This window comes from Streptomyces sp. RLB3-17 (assembly GCF_007113425.2).
GTDB lineage: Bacteria > Actinomycetota > Actinomycetes > Streptomycetales > Streptomycetaceae > Streptomyces > Streptomyces mirabilis_D.
On sequence record NZ_CP041610.2, the window covers coordinates 8634413 to 8654094 of the forward strand.

General features: G+C 71.6%; 13 protein-coding genes. 7 read left to right on the plus strand and 6 right to left on the minus strand.

All coding sequences use genetic code 11. The features are described 5' to 3' along the window. Window positions 1-148 precede the first annotated feature (148 nt). From FNV62_RS38725 to FNV62_RS38735, 3 genes are all read left to right on the plus strand, one after another. Window positions 149-2866 carry a SpoIIE family protein phosphatase/ATP-binding protein gene (locus tag FNV62_RS38725; protein ID WP_143628554.1) on the plus strand — a complete coding sequence of 906 codons (2718 nt, stop codon included), beginning with the start codon at window positions 149-151 and terminating at the stop codon, window positions 2864-2866. 246 nt (window positions 2867-3112) lie between these two features. Continuing rightward, complete coding sequence (gene rsgA / locus FNV62_RS38730; RefSeq protein ID WP_143628555.1) at window positions 3113-4222, plus strand: ribosome small subunit-dependent GTPase A; 1110 nt, start codon at window positions 3113-3115, stop codon at window positions 4220-4222. Window positions 4223-4691: 469 nt separating this feature from the next. Further along, complete coding sequence (locus FNV62_RS38735; RefSeq protein WP_143652258.1) at window positions 4692-6092, plus strand: bifunctional transcriptional activator/DNA repair enzyme AdaA; 1401 nt, start codon at window positions 4692-4694, stop codon at window positions 6090-6092. Window positions 6093-6310: 218 nt separating this feature from the next. On the opposite strand, the gene FNV62_RS38740 is transcribed toward FNV62_RS38735, so the two are convergent. Beyond that, on the minus strand, window positions 6311-6679 hold the full coding sequence (locus FNV62_RS38740; protein ID WP_143628557.1) for a PPOX class F420-dependent oxidoreductase: 369 nt from the start codon (window positions 6677-6679) through the stop codon (window positions 6311-6313). Between the two features lie 196 nt (window positions 6680-6875). On the opposite strand from FNV62_RS38740, the gene FNV62_RS38745 reads away from it, so the two are divergent. Next, window positions 6876-8117 carry an SGNH/GDSL hydrolase family protein gene (locus tag FNV62_RS38745; RefSeq protein WP_143628558.1) on the plus strand — a complete coding sequence of 414 codons (1242 nt, stop codon included), beginning with the start codon at window positions 6876-6878 and terminating at the stop codon, window positions 8115-8117. Here the strand turns inward: FNV62_RS38745 and FNV62_RS38750 are convergent. The 3 genes from FNV62_RS38750 to FNV62_RS38760 all read right to left on the minus strand — a co-directional run bounded on the left by FNV62_RS38750 (window position 8114) and on the right by FNV62_RS38760 (window position 12076). Further along, the gene (locus tag FNV62_RS38750) at window positions 8114-10426 is read right to left on the minus strand and encodes a glycosyl hydrolase family 95 catalytic domain-containing protein (protein WP_143628560.1); all 2313 of its coding nucleotides are present in this window, start codon (window positions 10424-10426) and stop codon (window positions 8114-8116) included. The two genes, FNV62_RS38745 and FNV62_RS38750, sit on opposite strands and share 4 nt — an antisense overlap. A 150-nt stretch (window positions 10427-10576) precedes the next feature. Further along, window positions 10577-11059 carry a DUF456 domain-containing protein gene (locus FNV62_RS38755; protein ID WP_143628561.1) on the minus strand — a complete coding sequence of 161 codons (483 nt, stop codon included), beginning with the start codon at window positions 11057-11059 and terminating at the stop codon, window positions 10577-10579. Window positions 11060-11095: 36 nt separating this feature from the next. After that, window positions 11096-12076, minus strand: coding sequence for a TrmB family transcriptional regulator (locus FNV62_RS38760; RefSeq protein ID WP_054236967.1), 981 nt, complete (start codon window positions 12074-12076; stop codon window positions 11096-11098). A gap of 475 nt (window positions 12077-12551) precedes the next feature. Here FNV62_RS38760 and FNV62_RS56040 point away from each other — a divergent pair, with 475 nt between their 5' ends. From FNV62_RS56040 to FNV62_RS38775, 3 genes are all read left to right on the plus strand, one after another. Beyond that, the gene (locus FNV62_RS56040; protein ID WP_225900516.1) at window positions 12552-14480 is read left to right on the plus strand and encodes a protein phosphatase 2C domain-containing protein; all 1929 of its coding nucleotides are present in this window, start codon (window positions 12552-12554) and stop codon (window positions 14478-14480) included. 81 nt (window positions 14481-14561) lie between these two features. Continuing rightward, window positions 14562-16304 (plus strand): pyruvate dehydrogenase, encoded by a 1743-nt coding sequence (locus FNV62_RS38770; protein WP_054236969.1) that lies wholly within the window; start codon window positions 14562-14564, stop codon window positions 16302-16304. A 479-nt stretch (window positions 16305-16783) separates the two neighbouring features. After that, window positions 16784-17266, plus strand: coding sequence for an ATP-binding protein (locus FNV62_RS38775; protein ID WP_211179121.1), 483 nt, complete (start codon window positions 16784-16786; stop codon window positions 17264-17266). A 64-nt stretch (window positions 17267-17330) separates the two neighbouring features. Here FNV62_RS38775 and FNV62_RS38780 read toward each other — a convergent pair whose 3' ends face one another. Both FNV62_RS38780 and FNV62_RS38785 read right to left on the minus strand, forming a co-directional pair. Further along, a complete protein-coding gene (locus tag FNV62_RS38780; protein WP_075031095.1) occupies window positions 17331-18380 on the minus strand; it encodes a DUF2637 domain-containing protein in 1050 nt (349 codons plus the stop codon). A 318-nt stretch (window positions 18381-18698) separates the two neighbouring features. Then, a complete protein-coding gene (locus FNV62_RS38785; protein WP_143609514.1) occupies window positions 18699-19577 on the minus strand; it encodes a (2Fe-2S)-binding protein in 879 nt (292 codons plus the stop codon). Between the last annotated feature and the right edge of the window lie 105 nt (window positions 19578-19682).

Consider the following 19682-nt stretch of genomic DNA (forward strand, 5'->3'; position numbering starts at 1 on the left):
CTCCATGACGACGAGCCCGAGGAGGCCGCGGGTCTGCGTGGAGATACGCGCTCGTGCGGTCGCCTCCGGCCGTCGGGCGCGTCCCCGGGCGATCAAGGGCCACGGGTGGGCCATGGCCGCTCGGGATCACCAGTGCTAGAAAGGTCACATGGCGAATCGTTTCGCCGGTTTTCGACGCTTTTCACTCAGGCCGCTGGTCAGCAGGAGCCCGCGAAGCGTAGCCGGGCAGGTGTTCGTTCTTCAGGTGGCGCTGGTCGTGCTGCTCGTGGCCTGCGGTGTGTTCGCCCTTGCCCTGCAGTCGGAGCGGGACACCACCGCCGAGGCCAAGCGCCGTTCCGTGGCCACGGCGGAGACCTTCGCGCATGCTCCCGGGGTCGTGGCGGCGCTGCGGACCCCCGACCCGAGCAAGATCCTCCAGCCGGCCACCGAGGCGGCCCGCAAGGCCGCCGGGGTCGACTTCATCGTGGTCATGAACACCAAGGGCATCCGCTACACCCACCCCATACCGAGCCTGATCGGCAAGAGATTCGTGGGCACCATCGGGCCGTCGCTGGCGGGGAAGGTCTACACGGAAAGCGTGCACGGCCCGCTCGGCCACGAGGTCCAGGCCACCGTTCCCATCAAGGACGGCACGGACAAGGTGGTGGGCCTGGTGTCGGCCGGTCTGAAGGTCAAGAACGTGACCAGTCAGGTGGACCGGCAACTGACAATCATCGTGGGTGCCGGGGCCGGGGCACTCGTGGTGTCCACCGGGGTGACGGCACTGGTGGGCAGGCGGCTGCGACGGCAGACCCACAGCCTGGCCCCGGACGAGATGACCCGCATGTACGACCACCACGACACGGTGCTGCACTCCGTACGCGAAGGAGTGCTCATCGTCGCCGGCGACGGGCGGCTGCTGCTGGTGAACGACGAGGCCAGACGGCTGCTGGAGCTGCCCCCCGACGCCGAGGGGCGACTCGTGTCACAGCTGTCGAACCTCGAACCCGAGATGGTGGAGCTGCTCGTCTCCGGGCGCGAGGCCACCGACGAGGTGCACTTCGCCGGGGAGCGGCTGCTGGCGGTCAACCAGCGGCCCACGGGGCGCGACGGAGGCATCGAGGGAACGGTGGTGACGCTGCGCGACTCCACCGAGCTCCAGGCGGTCACCGGCAGGGCGGAGGTCGCACGGGAGCGGCTGAAGCTGCTGTACGACGCCGGACTCGGCGTCGGCACCACCCTGGACGTGCGGCGCACCGCCGACGAGCTGGCGCGGGTCGCCGTCCCCCGCTTCGCCGACTTCGTCACCGTCGACCTGGCCGACGCCGTGCTGCACGGCGAGGAGCCGGCCACCACGGCGACGGACCTGCGACGCATCGCCGTGTGCGGCGTCCGGAACGACCATCCGCTCTACGAAAGGGGCCGGCTGATCGACTTCGTGCCCTCCACGCCTCAGGCGCGCGGCTACGGCAGCGGCCGCTCCGAACTGGTGACCGACCTGTCGACCGCCACGGGCTGGCACGCGCAGGATCCGGAGCGCACCAAGGAGATCATCGACTACGGCATCCACTCCCTCATCGCCGCCCCGATCCAGGCCGGCGGTGTCGTGCTGGGCGTGGCCAACTTCTGGCGCGCCAAGCAGCACGAGCCCTTCGACGACGAGGAGCTGTCGCTGGCGGAGGAACTGGTGGCCCGGGCCGCGGTCAGCATCGACAACGCCCGCCGCTACACCCGCGAGCACGCGCTGGCGGTCACCCTCCAGCGCAGCCTGCTGCCGCGGGCCCTGCCCGAGCAGAGCGCCCTCGACGTCGGCTACCGCTACCTGCCCGCCCAGTCGGGCGTGAGCGGGGACTGGTTCGACGTGATTCCCCTGCCGGGGAGCCGGGTGGCGCTGGCCGTCGGCGACGTGGTCGGCCACGGCCTGCACGCCGCCGCCACGATGGGGCGGCTGCGGACCGCGGTGCACAACTTCTCCACCCTCGATCTGCCCCCCGACGAGCTGCTGAGCCATCTCGACGACCTGGTCGCCCGCATCGACCAGGACGAGCAGGACACGGACGGTGCCGCGGGCGTCGTGGGCGCCACCTGCCTGTACGCGATCTACGACCCCGTGACGCGCCGCTGCGTCATGGCACGTGCGGGACACCTGGCGCCCGCGCTCGTCCACCCCGACGGAACCGTCACCTTCGTGGACGTGCCGACCGGGCCTCCCCTCGGCCTGGGCGGCCTGCCGTTCCAGACCGCCGAACTGGACATCGCGGAGGGCGCCCAGCTCGTCCTGTACACCGACGGCCTCATCGAGGACCGCAGACGCGACCTGGACGTGGGCATGGAACTGCTGCGCGACGCACTGGCGGGGCACCCCGACCGTTCGCCCGAGGAGAGCTGCCAGGCCGTGCTGGACGAACTGCTGCCCGGCCGCCCCAAGGACGACGTCGCCCTGCTCATCGCCCGCACCCGGGGGCTGGCGTCCGACCGGATCGCCGACTGGGACGTGCCGCTCGACCCGGCGGCCGTCGCCGGGATGCGCGAGACCGTGTCCCAGAAGCTCGACGAGTGGGGCCTGTCCGAGCTCGGCTTCAGCTCGGAACTCGTCCTGAGCGAGCTCATCACCAACGCCATGCGCTACGGCTCCGAGCCGATCCACGTACGGCTGATCCGCGACCGTACCCTCATCTGCGAGGTGTCCGACAGCAGCAGCACCTCGCCGCATCTGCGGTACGCGGCGACCATGGACGAGGGCGGCCGGGGCCTGTTCCTGGTGTCGCAGATGGCCGAGCGCTGGGGTACCCGGTACACCCCCCAGGGCAAGGTGATCTGGGCCGAGCAGGCACTGCCACGGATCACCGGGCAGCCCGGCCCGGGAACGCTGTCGGGTGCGCCGTAATTCGATGGCGTCGCGGGTCCGTGTGCCTCTATGGTCGTGGCTGTTCGAGCGGTGACCGAGGGTTGCCGCGGGTGACTCGTGCACGTCTGGTGCATGTCCGGGAGGTGTGACCGATGGCTGTCTTCGAGATGGGCGCTGCCCGCATCCAGAAGTTCATCAAGTCCACCTCCGTGGCCGCCGGCTGACCTTCCTCTTCTCTCCGCGCCCGAGCGCGCGTGCCGGGGCCGCCCTTGTGAAGGGTCTCCCTTGACTTCCGCTTTTCTCGCTTTCCCCTCTTCACCGTTCGCCGCGCTCGTTCCCTACGGCTGGGACGACGTCTGGGCGGACGAGTTCACCCCCTACGCCACCGAAGGGCTGCTGGCCGGACGGGTGATCCGGGTCGACCGTGGTCAGTGCGACGTGGTCGCCACCGACGGGGTGCTGCGCGCGGACACCGCGTTCGTGACGCCGAACGATCCGATGCGGGTCGTGTGCACCGGGGACTGGGTCGCCGTCGAACCCGCCGGCAACCCGCGCTACGTGCGTACGTATCTGCCGCGCCGTACCGCCTTCGTGCGCTCCACCTCCTCCAAGCGCTCCGAGGGGCAGATCCTCGCGGCCAACGTCGACTACGCCGTCGTCGCCGTGTCCCTCGCCCTGGAACTCGACCTCGGCCGCGTCGAACGATTCCTCGCGCTGGCCTGGGAGTCCGGTGCGCAGCCCCTGGTCGTCCTCACCAAGGCCGACCTCGTGCCCGACGCGGCGACGCTCGGACACCTCGTCCAGGACGTCGAGAAGACGGCGCCCGGTGTCCCTGTGCTGCCGGTCAGCTCCAGCGCCGGCGAGGGTCTTGACGTACTCGCGGCGGTGCTGTCGGGCGGCACGTCCGTCCTCCTCGGACAGTCCGGCGCGGGCAAGTCGACCCTCGCCAACGCCCTGATCGGCGAGGACGTGATGGACGTACGGGCCGCGCGTGACGTGGACGGCAAGGGCCGCCACACCACGACGACCCGCAACCTGCTCGCCCTCCCCGGCGGGGGTGTCCTCATCGACACGCCCGGACTGCGCGGGGTCGGCCTCTGGGACGCCGAGACCGGCGTCGGGCAGGTCTTCTCCGAGATCGAGGGACTGGCCGCCGACTGTCGCTTCCACGACTGCGCGCACGAAGCGGAGCCCGGCTGCGCGGTGCTCGCCGCCGTCGACTCCGGCGTCCTTCCCGAACGCCGTCTCGCCAGCTATCGCAAGCTGCTGCGGGAGAACCAGCGGATCGTCGCGAAGACGGATGCGCGGGTGAGGGCGGAGATTCGACGGGACTGGAAGCGGAAGGGGGCGGAGGGGAGGGCGGCGATGGACGCCAAACGGGGTCGTTGGCACTGAGCCCACGCGGAACGGCGTCCCAGGGCTGCGCCCGAGGCCCCCCTGGGTGTGTTCTTCGGCTGCCGGCCCGGCGGCTGGGCGCGCAGTTCCCCGCGCCCCTGAGGCGGGGGCTTCGCCCCGCATTCCCCGCCCGCCCGAAGTTTTTTGGCTGCGGGCCCGGTGGGGGCTGGGCGCGCAGTTCCTCGCGCCCCTGAGGCGGGGGCTTCGCCCCGCGTCTTCAGCCTGTCCGGCGTTTGAGGACGAGGCCGTTCAGGGCGATGGGGGGCCGGGGCGCAGCCCCGTGGCCCAGGGGCGCGGGGAACTGCGCGATCGGCCCCCACAGGCCCGCAGCCGACGAACCCACCGGGGGTCTGGGGGCGGAGCCCCCAGTGGGGTGGAAGGGGCGGAGCCCCTGGGGATGGGACGGGTAGGGGCGGCGGGGGCGGGATCAGGTTGTGGTTTGAGTGTTGTGTCTGAAAGCCGCCAGTCGATGGAGCGGGGGCGGCGCAGACTGGTGGGTGTGATTGACGCGGAGACCAGGTACGAGGCGGTGCGGAGCAGGGACGCCCGGTTTGACGGGGAGTTCTTCTTCGCGGTGGAGACGACCGGGATCTACTGCCGGCCCAGCTGCCCGGCGGTGACGCCGAAGCGGCAGAACGTGCGGTACTACACGACGGCCGCCGCGGCGCAGAGCTCGGGCTTCCGAGCCTGCCGCAGATGCCGCCCGGACGCCGTGCCCGGCTCCGCGGAGTGGAACGTGCGGGCCGACGTCGTAGGGCGCGCCATGCGCCTCATCGGGGATGGCGTGGTCGACCGCGAGGGCGTCGGAGGGCTCGCCGTCCGGCTCGGATACAGCGCCCGCCAGGTGCAGCGGCAGCTCACCGCCGAGGTCGGCGCGGGCCCCGTCGCCCTCGCCCGCGCCCAGCGCGCCCACACCGCCCGCGTCCTGCTCCAGACCACCGGCCTGCCGATCACGGAGATCGCGTTCGCGGCCGGGTTCGCCAGCGTCCGCCAGTTCAACGACACGATCCGCGCGGTGTACGCCTCGACGCCGAGCGAACTGCGCGCGGCCGCCGCACCCCGGGGCGGGACCGGAACCCGGCGCACCGTCACCCCCACCGCCGGGATCCCCCTGCGCCTCGCCCACCGGGGCCCGTACCAGTCCGCCGCCGTCTTCGACCTGCTCGCCCACGAGGCGGTCCCGGGGGTCGAGGACATCGACGGCACCCCCGGCCGCCGTACGTACCGCCGCATCCTCCGCCTCCCGTACGGCACCGGAATCGTCGCGGTGGACGAACGCTCACGCGGCTGGCTCGACGCCCGGCTCCACCTCACCGACCTGCGCGACCTCACCACCGCCGTCCAGCGCCTGCGCCGGCTGTTCGACCTCGACGCCGATCCGTACGCCGTCGACGAGCGGCTGGGCGCCGATCCCCGGCTGGCCCCGCTGGTCGCCGCGCGCCCCGGCCTGCGCTCGCCGGGTGCCGCCGATCCGGACGAGCTGGCCGTGCGCGCACTGGTGGGGCGGGCGGAGGCCGAGCGGCTGGTGCGGCGGTACGGGAAGGCGCTGGACGCCCCGAGCGGCACGCTCACCCATGTGTTCCCGGAGCCGGCCGTCCTCGCGGAGGCCGAGCCGGACGGCCCCCTCGGCGCGCTCACCACCGCCCTCGCCGACGGCACCCTGCGGCTGGACGCGGGCGCGGAGCGCGACGAGGCGCAGGAGGCGCTGCTGGCGTTGCCGGGGCTGGACGGCCGTACCGCCGCCGAAATCCGTACGCGCGCGCTCGGCGACCCCGACGTGGTGCCGCCGGGCGTGGACGTGCCGGACGCGTGGCGCCCGTGGCGCTCGTACGCCGTTCAACACCTCAGGGCGGCCGGGGAGTTGGAGTGAGACCCCTGGGGGGGCCGTCGGGAACGTCAGTGCCGCGGTGCCGGGAGCAGGCGCGGTTCCACGCGCTCCTCGCCCCGGGTCATGTACGTCGGTACCGCGATCGGCGACGCGTGGCCAGGACGGTGGGTTCCGTGGCGGTCATGGTCGGTGAATGGGTGATGGGCGGTTCGGTGGCGAACCTGCTCGCCGTGCCCATCAAGCGCCGTCGAGGACTCCGGTCAGTCCTCCAGGCCCCAGCTGTGGATGCGCCGGGGATGGACTCGGATCAGTTCCTCGCTGAAGTGCGGACCCAAGTCGTGCGGGCCGGTGAGGAGTTCGGCCTCGCCCCGGATGTCGATGCCGCGCACCTTCCACGGCCGGTGGCTGACGATGTCGTCGACGACGAGCGCCGCCTTCGGGTTCTTCTGCAGGTTGCGCCACTTCTTCGTGGTGCCCATCGCGTAACCGCCGATCAGGATCGTCCCGTCGTCCTGCGGGAAGAAGCCGACGGGGTTCGCCTGCGGCTGCCCGTGGGCGTCGACGGTGGCCAGGCGACCCAGTCGCTGCGTGGTGAGGTAGGCACGTTCCGCCTCGCTGAATTCGGTCATGGACGCAGCCAAACACGCCCGTGCACGGACCGCATCGGGTCCTGGTCCTAGGTCTCCCGCCCCAAAGAGGTTCGGACGTCGCTCTGTTCGGGACGATCGAACGATAGGTCCTACGAATCAGTGGTGTGGGTGAGTGCGCACGGCCAACGGTGTGACCTTCCGTTGACCAGCCTGGCGGGCAGGGAAGCGATACCGCATGACCCGCGTGATCAAGGCTCGCGATCTCTTCACCGCCCTGGTGACCGTTCTGGCGCTCGTCCCGCCGGCCGCGAGCGCCAATGCGGGGTCCACCTCTCTCACCGCCCACGACGACGACCAGGCCCGCTGGACCGGCACCTGGGAGACCGCCCCCTCCGGAACCGCCCCCGCCCTGCCCGGCGCCTCGATCCGCAACGTCGTACACACCAGCGTCGGCGGCAGCGCCGCCCGCGTCCGCGTCTCCAACCGGCTCGGCAACGCGCCGCTCCAACTCGACGCCGTCACGGTCGCGTTGCAGGAGTGGGGCAGGCCCATGAGCCCGAACGCCGCCCCGGGATCGCTGCGCGTCGCCACGTTCGCCGGCCGCCGGTCCGTGACGGTCCCCGTGGGGCAGGACATGGTCAGCGACCCCGTCGACCTCCCGGTCCCCGCCGACGCCAACCTCCTGATCTCGGTCCACACCCCCGCCGACTCCGGCCCGGCGACCTACCACCGTTCCGCATTCCAGGCCAACTTCCTGGCCCGCGAGGGGGACCGGACCGCCGACGAGCCCGGCACCGCGTACACCGTCACCCTCGACAACTGGTACTACGTGACCGGCGTCGACGTACTCGACGCTCCCGCCGCGGGCAGCGTGGTCGCGCTCGGGGACTCCCTCACCGACGGCACCGGCTCGACGTACAGTGCCAACCGCCGCTGGCCCGACCTGCTCGCGGCCCGTCTCCGCACGCTGCCCGCGTACCGCCGGCTCGGTGTCCTCAACGCGGGGATCTCCGGTAACCGCCTCCTGCTGGAGAACGGTGGCCCGAGCGCCCTGACCCGTCTCGACGCCGACGCGCTCTCCCGCGCCGGGGTGCGCGCGGTGATCGTGCTGGAGGGCATCAACGACATCAAGGGCACGCCCGAGCAGACCGATCCCCTCGCCATCGAGGACGCGTACCGCCGGATCGTGGAGCGCGCCCACGCCCGCGGGATCCGGGTCGTCGGCGCCACGATCACCCCGTACGGCGGGTACAGCGCCTATACGGAGCGCCGTGAGGCGATCCGGCTGACGGTCAACGCCTTCATCCGCAACGCCGATCTCTTCGACGCGGTCGTGGACTTCGACGCCGCCGTGCGCGACCCGTCCGACCCGCACCGCATCCTCCCCGCCTACGACCCCGGCGACCACCTCCACTTCAACGACACGGGGATGCGGGCGCTGGCCGACGACATCGACCTTGACACGCTCCTTCTCTAGGCGGGCAGCCCCCACCGGGGAGCGTCCGCGTTCGGCCGTACCGGTGTGACGGTCAGGTCCGGGCGGTCGCCCTTCGCGGTGATCAGCGCCGACTCGCCGCGGCGCAGGGTGACGTGGATCGTCCCGTCGCCCACCGTCTCGTACCGCAGCTGCCGTCCCCGCCCGTCCCGCACGTCGATCGCGCCCGCGATGCCGTGCCGTACGACGCAGGGCGCGCCCGCCTCGCTGACCAGCCGGACCCAGCGGGTCACACCGCCCTTCCGTACCGCGCTGAGCAGAAAGGCGCCCTGGGTGCGGAAGTCGTGGACCGTCAGGTCCGCCCAGTCGGCGGGCAGGGCAGGGAAGACCCGGACGACGCCGCCCCAGGACTGGCAGACCATGTCGTGCAGGGACTGGGCGGCCGACAGCGGGGTCTCGATGACCGGGCCCGACTCCTTGTACATGGTGTTGGGCTGGATGAAGCGGGTCATGAGCTGGCCGAGGTACTTGAGAGCGTCCTCGCCCTTGCCGAGCAGCGCGGACATCGAGGCGGCGCCCGTGAAGGTGTAGCCCTGAAGGGCGCCCTCGAAGCCCACCCAGTGCGCCAACGACTTCTCGATCAGGGCCCGTTCGTCGGGGGTGCGGCCGGTCAGCTCGTACAGCGGGTACACCGCGAGCAGATGCGAGTAGTGCCGGTGCGACTTCGCGAAGGGGATGTCCGCGCCGATCATGAAGCCGTTGGCGTCGGTCGGGTACGCCACCCGCTTGGCCAGCACCTCGCGCCAGCGTGGTGCCAACTCGTCGTCGAGGCCGAGGAGTTCGGCCGACTCCAGCAGGGTTCGGCACCCCCAGGTCAGCAGCATCAGGTCGTAGTTGCAGTCGCGCGAGTTGCCGCCGTACTCGGGGGAGAAGGTGGCGGGCAGGTGCAACTTCCTGTCCGTGCCCGGCTCCAGGAAGTGCAGGTAGTAGTTGACCGCCTTGCGCAGCAGGGGGAAGAGGACGTCCCGCAGGATCGACTCGTCCATGGTGTGGCGGTAGCTGAGCCACACGTTGTGCAGGGCCCAGGTGAGGTTGCCGACCTCGGGAGTGGGCGGGTCCTGGCCGGGGATGCCAACGCCGTAGCCGGTGAGGGTGCCCGCCGCGCCGTTGACGAGCTGCGGGTCCGTGGTGCGCGGGATGCCGAGCGAGTCGGCGCGGTACCGGTCCGACACCTCCTTCGAGAGATTGCCCCGGAACTCGCTCAACGCCCGCGTCACGGCGTCGAGTTCGAGATGGTTCGAGCCGTGGATCAGCCAGTACTCCAGCTGGACGTTGAGGTTCCACCAGGTGTTGGGCCAGGGCGTGGACTCCAGCCAGGGGCCGCTGGTCGCCATCACGGGCGCGTCCCGCCGGGCCGCCGACGCCGCCTTGTAGAGCTGGATCCAGTAGAAGCGCTGGATGCGCGCGTCGGGGAGGGAGAGGAAGCTCTTGCGGTAGTAGGCGTGCCACCAGGCACGGTGGGTTCCGGCCAGCAGGTCGTAGGGCAGCGCCGACGCCCCGCGCACGGTGGCGAGCGCCCGGCCCAGCGCCGTGGACTTGGGATACGAGTGCGCGACATGCACGTACAGGCATCGTGTCCTGCCCCGCGTCCGCTCCCGCCACGCCGTCACATGCTGTCCACCCGACAGCAGGGGCTGTACGGCGGTGGAGACGCCGTCGTGCGTGGCGACCTCGGCGGGCGGGTTGCCCTGGTAGCCGTCCGGGAGGGGCTTGAAGTCGGCGCGCGGGCTGATCGCGTCCGCCGGGTGGAAGACCCAGCGGAAGTCGCGCTCGCCCTCGCTGGGGGTCACCTCGACGGCGAGGACCGAGCGGGAGTTGTGCACCAGAGCGCGGAGCGTGAGCGTGCCCTTGTCCGTGGTGAGTGTGCCGGTCAGTTCGGCGTCGCGCAGGCCGAGCCGCCAGTCCAGGCCCGTGATCGCGCCGACCGGCTCCAGCGTGAACCAGCCGATGGGCAGGCGGGCGAGGCCGAAGAGGGAGCCGAACTCGGGGCGGTGGTCCTGCACCTGCGAGTGCTGGACGTTGAAGCGCACGGCCGAGAAGGAACCGGTCTCCGCGCCCGGTTCGGCGTAGATCCCGGAGCCGAGGAAGCCGTTGCCGAGGTAGGGGCCCTCGTACCAGGTCTTCGGCATCCGCTGCCAGACCAGATCGGCGTCGTCGAGGACGGTGTGCCAGGGGTCGGAGGTGTCCGCGTGATCGGCCGCCCGTGCCTGGGCGGGCAGGCCTCCGGCGAGCAGAGTGCCGCCGAGGGCGGATCCGGTGGCGAGGACGGTACGTCTGGACGGGCTGGGCATGCGGGTGCCTCCAGGCGGCTCTAGCGACTGCACTTCAGGCGATTCGATCGATTCATCGGAGCTATCCCGCGATGCAACGTAGAGAAGTGGCTGCAGCCCGTCAATATGAAGGGAGAGATCCGATGTGTTGCCCGCGCTGACGAGCGTGGGTCAGCCCCAGATCGCCGTGGCCAGCCAGGCGGCCGTGACCAGCAGGCAGGCGAACAGCTCCGTCAGGACGTGCCAGCCGCCCGACCGCATGACCGTCCCCACCGCCGCCTTCGCCGGGCCGTGCCCGCCCAGCCGTGGCCGCTCGTAGAGATAGATCCCGCCGAGGAAGCCCGCGACCGCGCCGACCACCGGCAGCAGAATGAAACCCAGCAGTGTCCCGACCCCGGCGTACACGCCCATGCGGGGAGTGGCCCCGGCCTCCCGGAGCCGTCGGGGCGACAGCCCCCAGCGGATCGCCTGGGCCAGCACCAGGACCACGGTCGCGCCCACCAGTACGCCCCAGGTGAGGGCCCGCGGGTCGGTCAGGGCCCACCACAGGACCGCGGCCCAGACGAGCCACGACCCCGGCACACCGGGCACCAGTACTCCGCACAGGCCGAGCGCGATCACCACGCCGACCAGCAGGAGTTCCCACGCTCCCATCTGCCCAGGGTGACTGAGCGGGCGCGAAAGCGCAGGTCAGTCGCGGGCCACCCAGCCCTTCTCGTAGGCGTGCCAGCCCAGCTGGAGCCGGGTCGTGACGCCCGCCAGCTCCATCAGCCGCTTCACCCGGCGCTGTACGGTCCTGAGGCCCAGATCGAGCTGTTTCGCGACGCTCGCGTCGGTCAGCCCGGCCAGCAGCAGGGAGAGGATCTCCAGGTCGGTGACGTCGGGGCCGTCCGGCTCCTGCTCCATGACACCCCGGCTGCCGAGCCGCAGCGGCAGCGCGTCCCGCCACACCGACTCGAACAGGCCCGACAGCAGCTCCAGGAGCCCGCTGGCGTGCACGACGAGGGCGGCGGGCTCCGCGGTGTGCGAGGTGAGCGGCACCATCGCGAGCGACCGATCGGCGATCACCAGCTTGGTCGGCACCTTGTCCACGACCCGTACCTGCTCGTCGCGGCTGAGCGCGGCGGACAGTTCGGTGAGGCCGGTGGGCTGGTCGAGTACGGCGCGTTCGAGCACCACGCGGTAACCGACGCCCCGTCCCGCGGCCTGTTCCTCCGCGTCGTTGTCCATCCCGGAGACCACCATCGGGTTCCCGGTGACCAGCGCGCACACCTCCGTGGCCGCGCCGAGCTGGAGCTGGAGGAACCGCTGGGTGACCGCCGCCGCTCCGATCACCACCTCCACCAGGTCGTGCACGGCGGGTTCGGTGGCCTGGGCGCGGTACTCCTCGGCGAGCAGGGCGGCCGCCAGTTCCGCCTTCTCCAGCTCGTGCCGCTGCTGGGTGAGCAGTGCGCCGAGGGCGACGCCGGGCGGCGCCGCGACCCAGCGTCCCGGGCGGCCCGAGGACTGGGCCGCGAGACCGTGCCGCTCCAGTCGGCGCAGGGCGCGCTCGGTGTCGTGCTCGCCGAGCGTGAGCCGCCGCGCGAGGTCGGGCACGTCGGCGGCGCCCACGGACACCAGTGCGCGGTACGCCGACTCGTGCGTCTCGTCCAGACCTATCGCTCCCAGCATGCGGCGATGCCCTCCCCAAATCCCGTTCCGGCCGTGACCTGGCGGAAATCAGCCACGGCGCAAACCCGCCTCGGCACATCATCGCCGCAGCACCCGTAACTCTGCCAAGCTCACGGCACCGCGGCAGCAACAGCCGCCCTTAATGCCCGGCTTGGGCCAGACCGGCCTGTGCGGACCGGGCGGCGTGATCTTGGGAGTGGCTCCTTGGGGAGCGCGGCAGCGCGCGTCACAGAAGAACCTCAGGGAAGCAGGTCACACTCAGGGCGCCGCCGGGCGGTTCTCCCGTGGGGGGTGGGATCGTCCGGCGGCTTCGACGCGGCGTCCATGTCGACGCGGCGTCCGACGATTCGTCAACCCTCTCCACCCATACGGCCGTTCGACACATCACCCGATATGCCGTTCGACTACCAGTCCCGTGGCCGGTTTTTCCGGATGCCCCGTTTTCATCCGGCTCTCGCGGTGGACAATTAGGGGCATGAGCCAGCAGGGGGAGAGGCCTACCGGTCACGAGGACGACTGGTGGGGGCAGCTGTACGACGCCACCGGGGACACGGGGCCCACACCCGCGGCCGATTCCCTCGACGACCGCTTCGCGTCGGCCGCGGGGACGGTGGGATCGGGGTCCGCGCCACCCGAGCCGGACGGGCCTCCCGTCGTCCCCGAGCAACGGGGCGGCGGCGCCACCCCGCGCGGCGAGGCACCGGGCCGGCGCCCCGCCCGCTGGGACCGCGAGCCCCGGTCCGACCCACCGGACCGCTTCCTCGACCCGACAGGGCCCGCCGAGGACCTGCCCCCCTCGACGAGCGCCGATGCCGCCCCGGACCCCTCGGAGATCGAGGACGCCGTCCCTTCGGGGAGCGGGGAGGGTGTCGGTCGCCCGGGGAGTGGGGAGGGTCTCGGTCCCTCGGGGAGCGGGGAGGATCCCGGTCCCTTGTGGAGCGGCGGAGGCCGCGGCTCCTCGCGGAGCGGCGGGGACCTTGGCCTCCCGGGGGACGGCCCGGGGGATGGGGAGGGATCCGGCATCTCCCGGGGCGGCGGGGACCCGGGCCTTTCGTGGAGTAGCGGGTGCCCGGGCCCCTCGGGGAGCGGGGAGGATCCCGGCCTCTCGTCGGCCGATGCGGAGCCCGGCCCTTGGTGGAGCAGGGAGGCGACCGGTTTCTCTCGGGGTGGTGCGGATCCTCGCTCCTCGGGGGGTGGCGAAGAGCCCTTGCCGCCTTGGGGACCCCCGCCCGCCGAACCGCCGACCCCCGCGACCTTTCCGCCGGGACCGACGCCGCCCGGGTTCCACGCCGAGTCGCTCCGTGGCCGTACGCCCAAGGAGCCGCCCGGCGCGGCGGTGCCACCGCGCCCCACCGCGCCGCCGCATCCCGCCCCGCCCGGCGCGGCCGCCTCCGAGGACGCCCTCCCCGAGCCGGTCCTCACCGTCCCCCACCAGCCACCCCCCGTCGACCACGTCGGTTCGGGCCCGCCCACCTACGACGCCGAGCCCACCGCCCTCCCGCCCGCCGATCCGGACGACCTCGACGACCTGGTCGCCGACACCGTCCTGGACGGGGCGCGCTACGGGGCGAGCACCCTGCGCGCGGCCTCCGTGCGCGGCGACTCCGCCCGCTTCAGGGGCGAGCCGCGCAGGGACTCCCTGCTCACCGCCCGCTTCGGAGCGGGCGAGCACGCGCTGGTGCTGGTGGCGATGGCGACCGGCGCCCGGGCGACGCCCGGCGCGCACCGGGCGGCGGCCGAGGCATGCCGGTGGATCGGGCGCGCCGTGGGCCGCAGCCACGCGCGGCTGGCCGAGGACATCAGGGCGGCCCGTCGCGGCGACCTGAAGTCGGGCCTGCACCGGCTCACCGACCGCAGTCTCGGCAAGCTGCGCGCGAGCGCCGCCGAACAGGGCATCGAACCCGAGGAGTACACCGCCGGGCTGCGCTGCCTGCTGCTCACCGGGGACCCCGAGTGCCGTACACGCGTCTTCTTCGGGGTCGGCGACGGCGGCCTGTTCCGGCTGCGGGACGGCGAGTGGCAGGACATCGAGCCGCGGGTCGCCGAGACCACCGGTGAGGCCGTGGTCGGCTTCGGATCGCTGCCGCACGAGACCCCCGAGGGCGACCGGCTCACCATGGACCTGGGCATCACCACGCCCCCGAGTCCGTACGAACCGGCCCCCGAACCGCCCCGCGAGCCCTTCCGTTTCCGCGCCTCCGTCGCCCGACCGGGTGACACGCTGCTGCTGTGCACCGGCGGCCTCGCGGAGCCCCTGCGCGGGGAGCCGCAATTGTGCGAGCACCTGACGGAACGGTGGTCGGCGGCCGAGCCGCCCGGCCTCGCCGCGTTCCTCGCCGACACCCAGGTGCGGGTCAAGGGATACGCCGACGACCGGACCGTCGCGGCCGTTTGGGAGGCGTAACGGCGCACCGTGTGAATTCATGGACCCGACGGACGAACAGGGACCCGCGGGATCCATGGATCACAAAGAGGTGCGTGCAGCATGGCCAAGCAGAACGTCGCCGAGCAGTTCGTCGACATCCTCGTCCGTGCGGGCGTCAAGCGCCTGTACGGCGTCGTCGGCGACAGCCTCAACCCGGTGGTGGACGCGATCCGGCGCAACGCGGCGATCGACTGGATCCACGTCCGGCACGAGGAGACGGCTGCCTTCGCCGCGGGCGCCGAGGCCCAGATCACCGGCAAGCTCGCCGCCTGCGCCGGCTCCTGCGGCCCCGGCAACCTCCACCTCATCAACGGTCTGTACGACGCCCACCGCTCCATGGCTCCCGTTCTCGCCCTCGCCTCGCACATCCCCTCCAGTGAGATCGGCCTCGGCTACTTCCAGGAGACCCACCCGGACCAGCTCTTCCGCGAGTGCAGTCACTACAACGAGATGATCTCCAACCCGAAGCAGATGCCGCGGCTGCTGCAGACCGCCATCCAGCACGCGGTGGGCCAGTCGGGTGTCAGCGTCGTCTCCCTCCCCGGTGACATCGCCTCCGAGCCCGCCCCGGACAAGGCCCTGGAGACCGCCCTCGTCACCTCCCGGCCCACGGTCCGCCCCGGCGACACCGAGATCGACAAGCTCGTCGCGATGATCGACGAGGCCGACAGAATCACGCTCTTCTGCGGCAGCGGCACGGCGGGCGCGCACGCCGAGGTCATGGAGTTCGCGGAGAAGATCAAGTCCCCGGTCGGACACGCGCTGCGCGGCAAGGAGTGGATCCAGTACGACAACCCGTACGACGTCGGTATGAGCGGTTTGCTCGGCTACGGCGCCGCCTACGAGGCCACCCACGAGTGCGACCTGCTGATCCTGCTCGGCACCGACTTCCCTTACAACGCCTTCCTCCCGGACGACGTCAAGATCGCCCAGGTCGACGTCCGGCCCGAGCGCCTGGGCCGCCGCTCCAAGCTGGATCTGGCGGTGTGGGGCGATGTGAAGGAGACCCTGCGCTGTCTGACGCCCCGGGTGAAGCCCAAGGGGAACCGTCGTTTCCTCGACAAGATGCTGAAGAAGCACGCGGACGCGCTCGAGGGTGTCGTCAAGGCGTACACGCGCAAGGTCGAGAAGCACGTGCCGATCCACCCGGAGTACGTGGCCTCCGTCCTCGACGAACTCGCCGACGAGGACGCGGTGTTCACGGTCGACACCGGGATGTGCAACGTGTGGGCGGCCCGCTACATCTCGCCCAACGGCCGCCGCCGGGTCATCGGTTCGTTCTCGCACGGTTCGATGGCGAACGCGCTGCCGATGGCGATCGGCGCCCAGTTCACCGACCGGGGCCGGCAGGTCGTCTCGATGTCCGGAGACGGCGGGTTCGCCATGCTGATGGGCGACTTCCTCACCCTCGTCCAGTACGACCTGCCGGTGAAGGTCGTCCTCTTCAACAACTCCGCCCTGAGCATGGTCGAGTTGGAGATGCTGGTCGCAGGTCTGCCCTCGTACGGGACCACGAACAAGAACCCCGACTTCGGGGCCGTCGCGCGTGCGTGCGGGGCGTACGGCGTGCGCGTCGAGAAGCCCAAGGACCTCACCGGCGCCTTGAAGGCCGCCTTCAAGCACAAGGGCCCCGCCCTCGTCGACGTCGTCACCGATCCCAACGCCCTGTCCATCCCGCCGAAGATCAGCGCTGAGATGGTGACCGGGTTCGCCCTTTCGGCGTCGAAGATGGTTCTGGACGGGGGTGTCGGCCGGATGGTGCAGATGGCCCGCTCCAACCTGCGCAACGTGCCGCGTCCTTGACCGTTCCCTCGGCCCGCCACCGAGCTCCGTGAGCGGAGCGGCGACACCACCACCGAGCCCGGGCCGCCGGGCCGACTCCCCGTCGAGTACGGCCATACCCGCAGCCGAGAGTCGGTAGATGGGCCGAGCGCCCGTGGTCAACACGTCGCCCGGGAGAGGGAGGCGCCGGGTGGTGCGGGTCCGCCGGGTGCGTCGCCGCCGTGCGCCGGGGCCGAACCGTGCGCCTCAACAGGCGTTGAACAGGGCAAGCAGGGCTTTCCACGGGGCGGATCGCCGTCGCGCGGGCCGGCCCCGGAGAGCCCTGACGTACGGGCGGAGGCGCCCCACGAGCCACCGCCTCGGCGCGACGCCGTGCTTCCGCTCGGGATTGGCCGGTGGTTGACCATTCGACATGACTGCCGCGTCCCCGATGGGGCATGGATTCCCGTGAACATGTTCGATCAGGAGGGGAACCCGACATCGGCATGCAGGCGGGGGTCATGAAGAGGCAGGTACGAGGAGGCGGTCCCGTGGCCATCGGGGCCTCCTCGGCACAGGCAGTGGAGGAAGAAGCGACCGACGGTACGAGGGAACCGGCCGCCGCGCAGCTCAGGCGGCGGCTGGCCAGGGCCGACCTACGGGCGGTGCCAGAGGCCCGCAGGGCGCTGAGGGAACTCTTACGGCACTGGGGGAAGCCGGAGAAGTCCGAGATAGCCGAGTTGCTGACCAGCGAACTCGTCACCAACGCCCTCATCCACACCGACCATGACGCGGTCCTGACGGCCACCGTCGGACCCCGCGGACTCCACGTGGAGGTAAGGGACTTCGTGGGACGCAGGCCCAGACTGCGGGTACCGATCGCCGACGACGGTACGCACGGCAGAGGCCTCGTCCTGGTCCAGTCGCTCGCGGACGCCTGGGGGGTACGCCCCCACGGCGTGGGCAAGTCGGTCTGGTTCGAACTGGACGGCGGCGCGGTGTAGTCACCGCGCCGCCGTAATTCCTGTCCGGGGTCCGGCCGTTCAACGGCCGGACCACCCCGGTGTCTCAGCCGAACTGCTGCTCCAGGTCCTTGAGCTTGCGCTCCAGGGAGTCGAGTCGCGGCAGGGCCATGGTGTCGTCCTCCGCGGTGAGATCGACGGTGATCGGGTCACCACTCTTGCGGACGGGCTGAAGGGAAGGCCGTGAGCGTACGGGCAGCTCCGGCGCTATGGCAGGCTCCGCGGTGGCCTGCGCGGGAGCGCGCTCCACGGTCGTCTCCAGCTGCTGCCGGCCACCACCACCGCCACCACGGCCGGGCAGACCCCGGTGACCGCGGCTGAGCGCCTTGAGGTGCGCCCGCTCGACCCGCTCCTCGTTCCGCCGACGCAGACGGTTCTGCTCCTTCTGGCGCTTGTCCTCGCGGACTTCTTCGACCGCCTCGTCCAGCGTGCGGACGTTCTCCAGGAGCATCAGCGACCAGGCGCTGTACGTCTCACGGGGCGCGCGCAGCCAGCGGACGATACGGATCTGCGGCAGCGGACGCGGGACCAGGCCCTGCTCACGGAGCGCGGCACGGCGGGTCTGCTTCAGCGCCCGGTCGAACAGCACGGCGGCCGACAGGGACATGCCCGCGAAGAACTGGGGAGCGCCCGAGTGGTCCACACCCCGCGGAGCGTGCACCCAGTTGAACCAGGCGGCGGCACCGGCGAAGGTCCACACGAGTATCCGGGAGCCGAGCGCCGCGTCACCGTGGCTGGCCTCGCGCACGGCGAGGACGGAGCAGAACATGGCCGCGCCGTCCAGACCGAACGGGACGAGGTACTCCCAGCCGTCCGTGAGTCCGAGGTTCTGCTGGCCGAAGCCGACGAGGCCGTGGAAGGAGAGTGCCGCGGCGACCGCGGCACAGCAGAAGAGCAGCACATAGGAGGCCGTGCCGTAGACGGCTTCCTTACGCCTGCGACGCTCCTCGCTGCGCTCCCACGAGTCGTCGTTGTTGCTGCTCGCGTTCTCCCCGGACCGCTTGCTGCGCGCGAGCACCGCCACCGCCGCCAGCAGTCCCAGGAGCAAAACGGCGCCCGGAAGCAGCCAGTTCAGCGATATGTCGGTCAATCTCATCTGGGGTCCCTTGCATTGGGATAGGGCGTAACGCCCGCCATATTGGCCCACGCCCGTCGACCCTCAGGGGGTTTCGGGGCAAGAGGCCGCCAAGAGAGTGCAAGGGGATGCGCAGGGCGACATTCTGCTCGAACTGCCGCACGAGGGACGGGAGCTGAGTGCGAATAAGATTACCCGTACGGATGGTTCTACGGAAAGTTCCTGCGACAAGTGAGGAAGTTGTGAAGTGCCTGTCATCTGTCGGGCACCCGTCGGGAGTCTCAGTCGGAGTTGATCTTAGAGCACTCGGGAGGCCCGTCCGTACGGCGGGGTCGGCGCTCAATCCGTCGCGGTGGCCGTCAACTTGGCGATGCGGTCCGTGTCGCAGGTGCGCGGGCAGGTGACGCAGGTGTCCTCGGGACGCAGGGTGTAGAAGAAGCAGCAGCTCGCCCGGTCGCGGGTGGGCAGGGACTCCCCGTTCGGGCCGCTCAGCTCACGGAACGCGGCGGAACCGACGTACGGCAGGGTGGCCCCCGGCAGCAGCAGCTCCAGCTCGCGCCGCGCGCGCCGCTCCTCGCCGAGCAGTTCGGCGACGTACCAGAGACCCTCGACGACCTCGTCGGTCGCCATGCCCCACAGGGCCCGGCCGCGGCGCCGCGTGCGCGGGCCGAAGCCGCCGAGGACCGGCTCCAGGTGTTCGGCCGCCGCCGCCCGCACCTCGGCCCGCAGCGCCTCCTCGTCCGGGACGACCCGGGCGCCGGGCAGCCGGGCCGCCGGGTCGCCGGGCAGGCAGGCGAATTCCTCGACCCGGACCGCCATCCGGCCGAGCGTGCGCTGGAATGTGACGCGCTCCACAGGGAGGCGGGGCACCCGGCGCAGCAGGAACCACGGCACGGTGATCAGCAGACAGGCCGGCCAGGCGTACCGGTGCAGTCCGAAGCTCGCCACCACGTCCGGGCGTGCCCGCTGTCCGTAGTCCCTGATGACCTGCGCCTCGTCCCAGGCGAGGAAGGTGTCGAGGTCCGCCCCGCCCGCCGCGAGCCCGGCGGCGCCGACCCAGCCGTCGCCCTCCGGAGCCGCTTCCCCGTGTCCCAGTTCCCGCACGCTCAGCCCCGGAAAGACCTCGGTCAGCCGGATGTACGCGTCCGTGACGGCCGAGCGGGCGGGGTGGGCGTCGGTGAGGCCCAGGGCGCCTGTGGCCAGGGCGGGAGCGGACATACGGGTACCCCGCTTCACGATCGTTAACAGGTTAGGCTTACCTTACCCTCAATATCGGATGTTTGAACTGGGGCCATGTGCGCCTATGGTGCTTGACGGACGGGT

What these genes read in the sequence shown, in the direction of transcription:
- FNV62_RS38760 (WP_054236967.1), bottom strand. Translation starts at nt 12,076, where the DNA reads ATGCTGGGAGCGATAGGTCTGGACGAGACGCACGAGTCGGCGTACCGC.
- FNV62_RS38725 (WP_143628554.1), top strand. Translation starts at nt 149, where the DNA reads ATGGCGAATCGTTTCGCCGGTTTTCGACGCTTTTCACTCAGGCCGCTG.
- FNV62_RS38780 (WP_075031095.1), bottom strand. Translation starts at nt 18,380, where the DNA reads ATGAGATTGACCGACATATCGCTGAACTGGCTGCTTCCGGGCGCCGTT.
- FNV62_RS38775 (WP_211179121.1), top strand. Translation starts at nt 16,784, where the DNA reads ATGAAGAGGCAGGTACGAGGAGGCGGTCCCGTGGCCATCGGGGCCTCC.
- FNV62_RS38735 (WP_143652258.1), top strand. Translation starts at nt 4,692, where the DNA reads ATGGAGCGGGGGCGGCGCAGACTGGTGGGTGTGATTGACGCGGAGACC.
- FNV62_RS56040 (WP_225900516.1), top strand. Translation starts at nt 12,552, where the DNA reads ATGAGCCAGCAGGGGGAGAGGCCTACCGGTCACGAGGACGACTGGTGG.
- FNV62_RS38750 (WP_143628560.1), bottom strand. Translation starts at nt 10,426, where the DNA reads ATGCCCAGCCCGTCCAGACGTACCGTCCTCGCCACCGGATCCGCCCTC.
- FNV62_RS38745 (WP_143628558.1), top strand. Translation starts at nt 6,876, where the DNA reads ATGACCCGCGTGATCAAGGCTCGCGATCTCTTCACCGCCCTGGTGACC.
- FNV62_RS38740 (WP_143628557.1), bottom strand. Translation starts at nt 6,679, where the DNA reads ATGACCGAATTCAGCGAGGCGGAACGTGCCTACCTCACCACGCAGCGA.
- FNV62_RS38770 (WP_054236969.1), top strand. Translation starts at nt 14,562, where the DNA reads ATGGCCAAGCAGAACGTCGCCGAGCAGTTCGTCGACATCCTCGTCCGT.
- FNV62_RS38755 (WP_143628561.1), bottom strand. Translation starts at nt 11,059, where the DNA reads ATGGGAGCGTGGGAACTCCTGCTGGTCGGCGTGGTGATCGCGCTCGGC.
- FNV62_RS38785 (WP_143609514.1), bottom strand. Translation starts at nt 19,577, where the DNA reads ATGTCCGCTCCCGCCCTGGCCACAGGCGCCCTGGGCCTCACCGACGCC.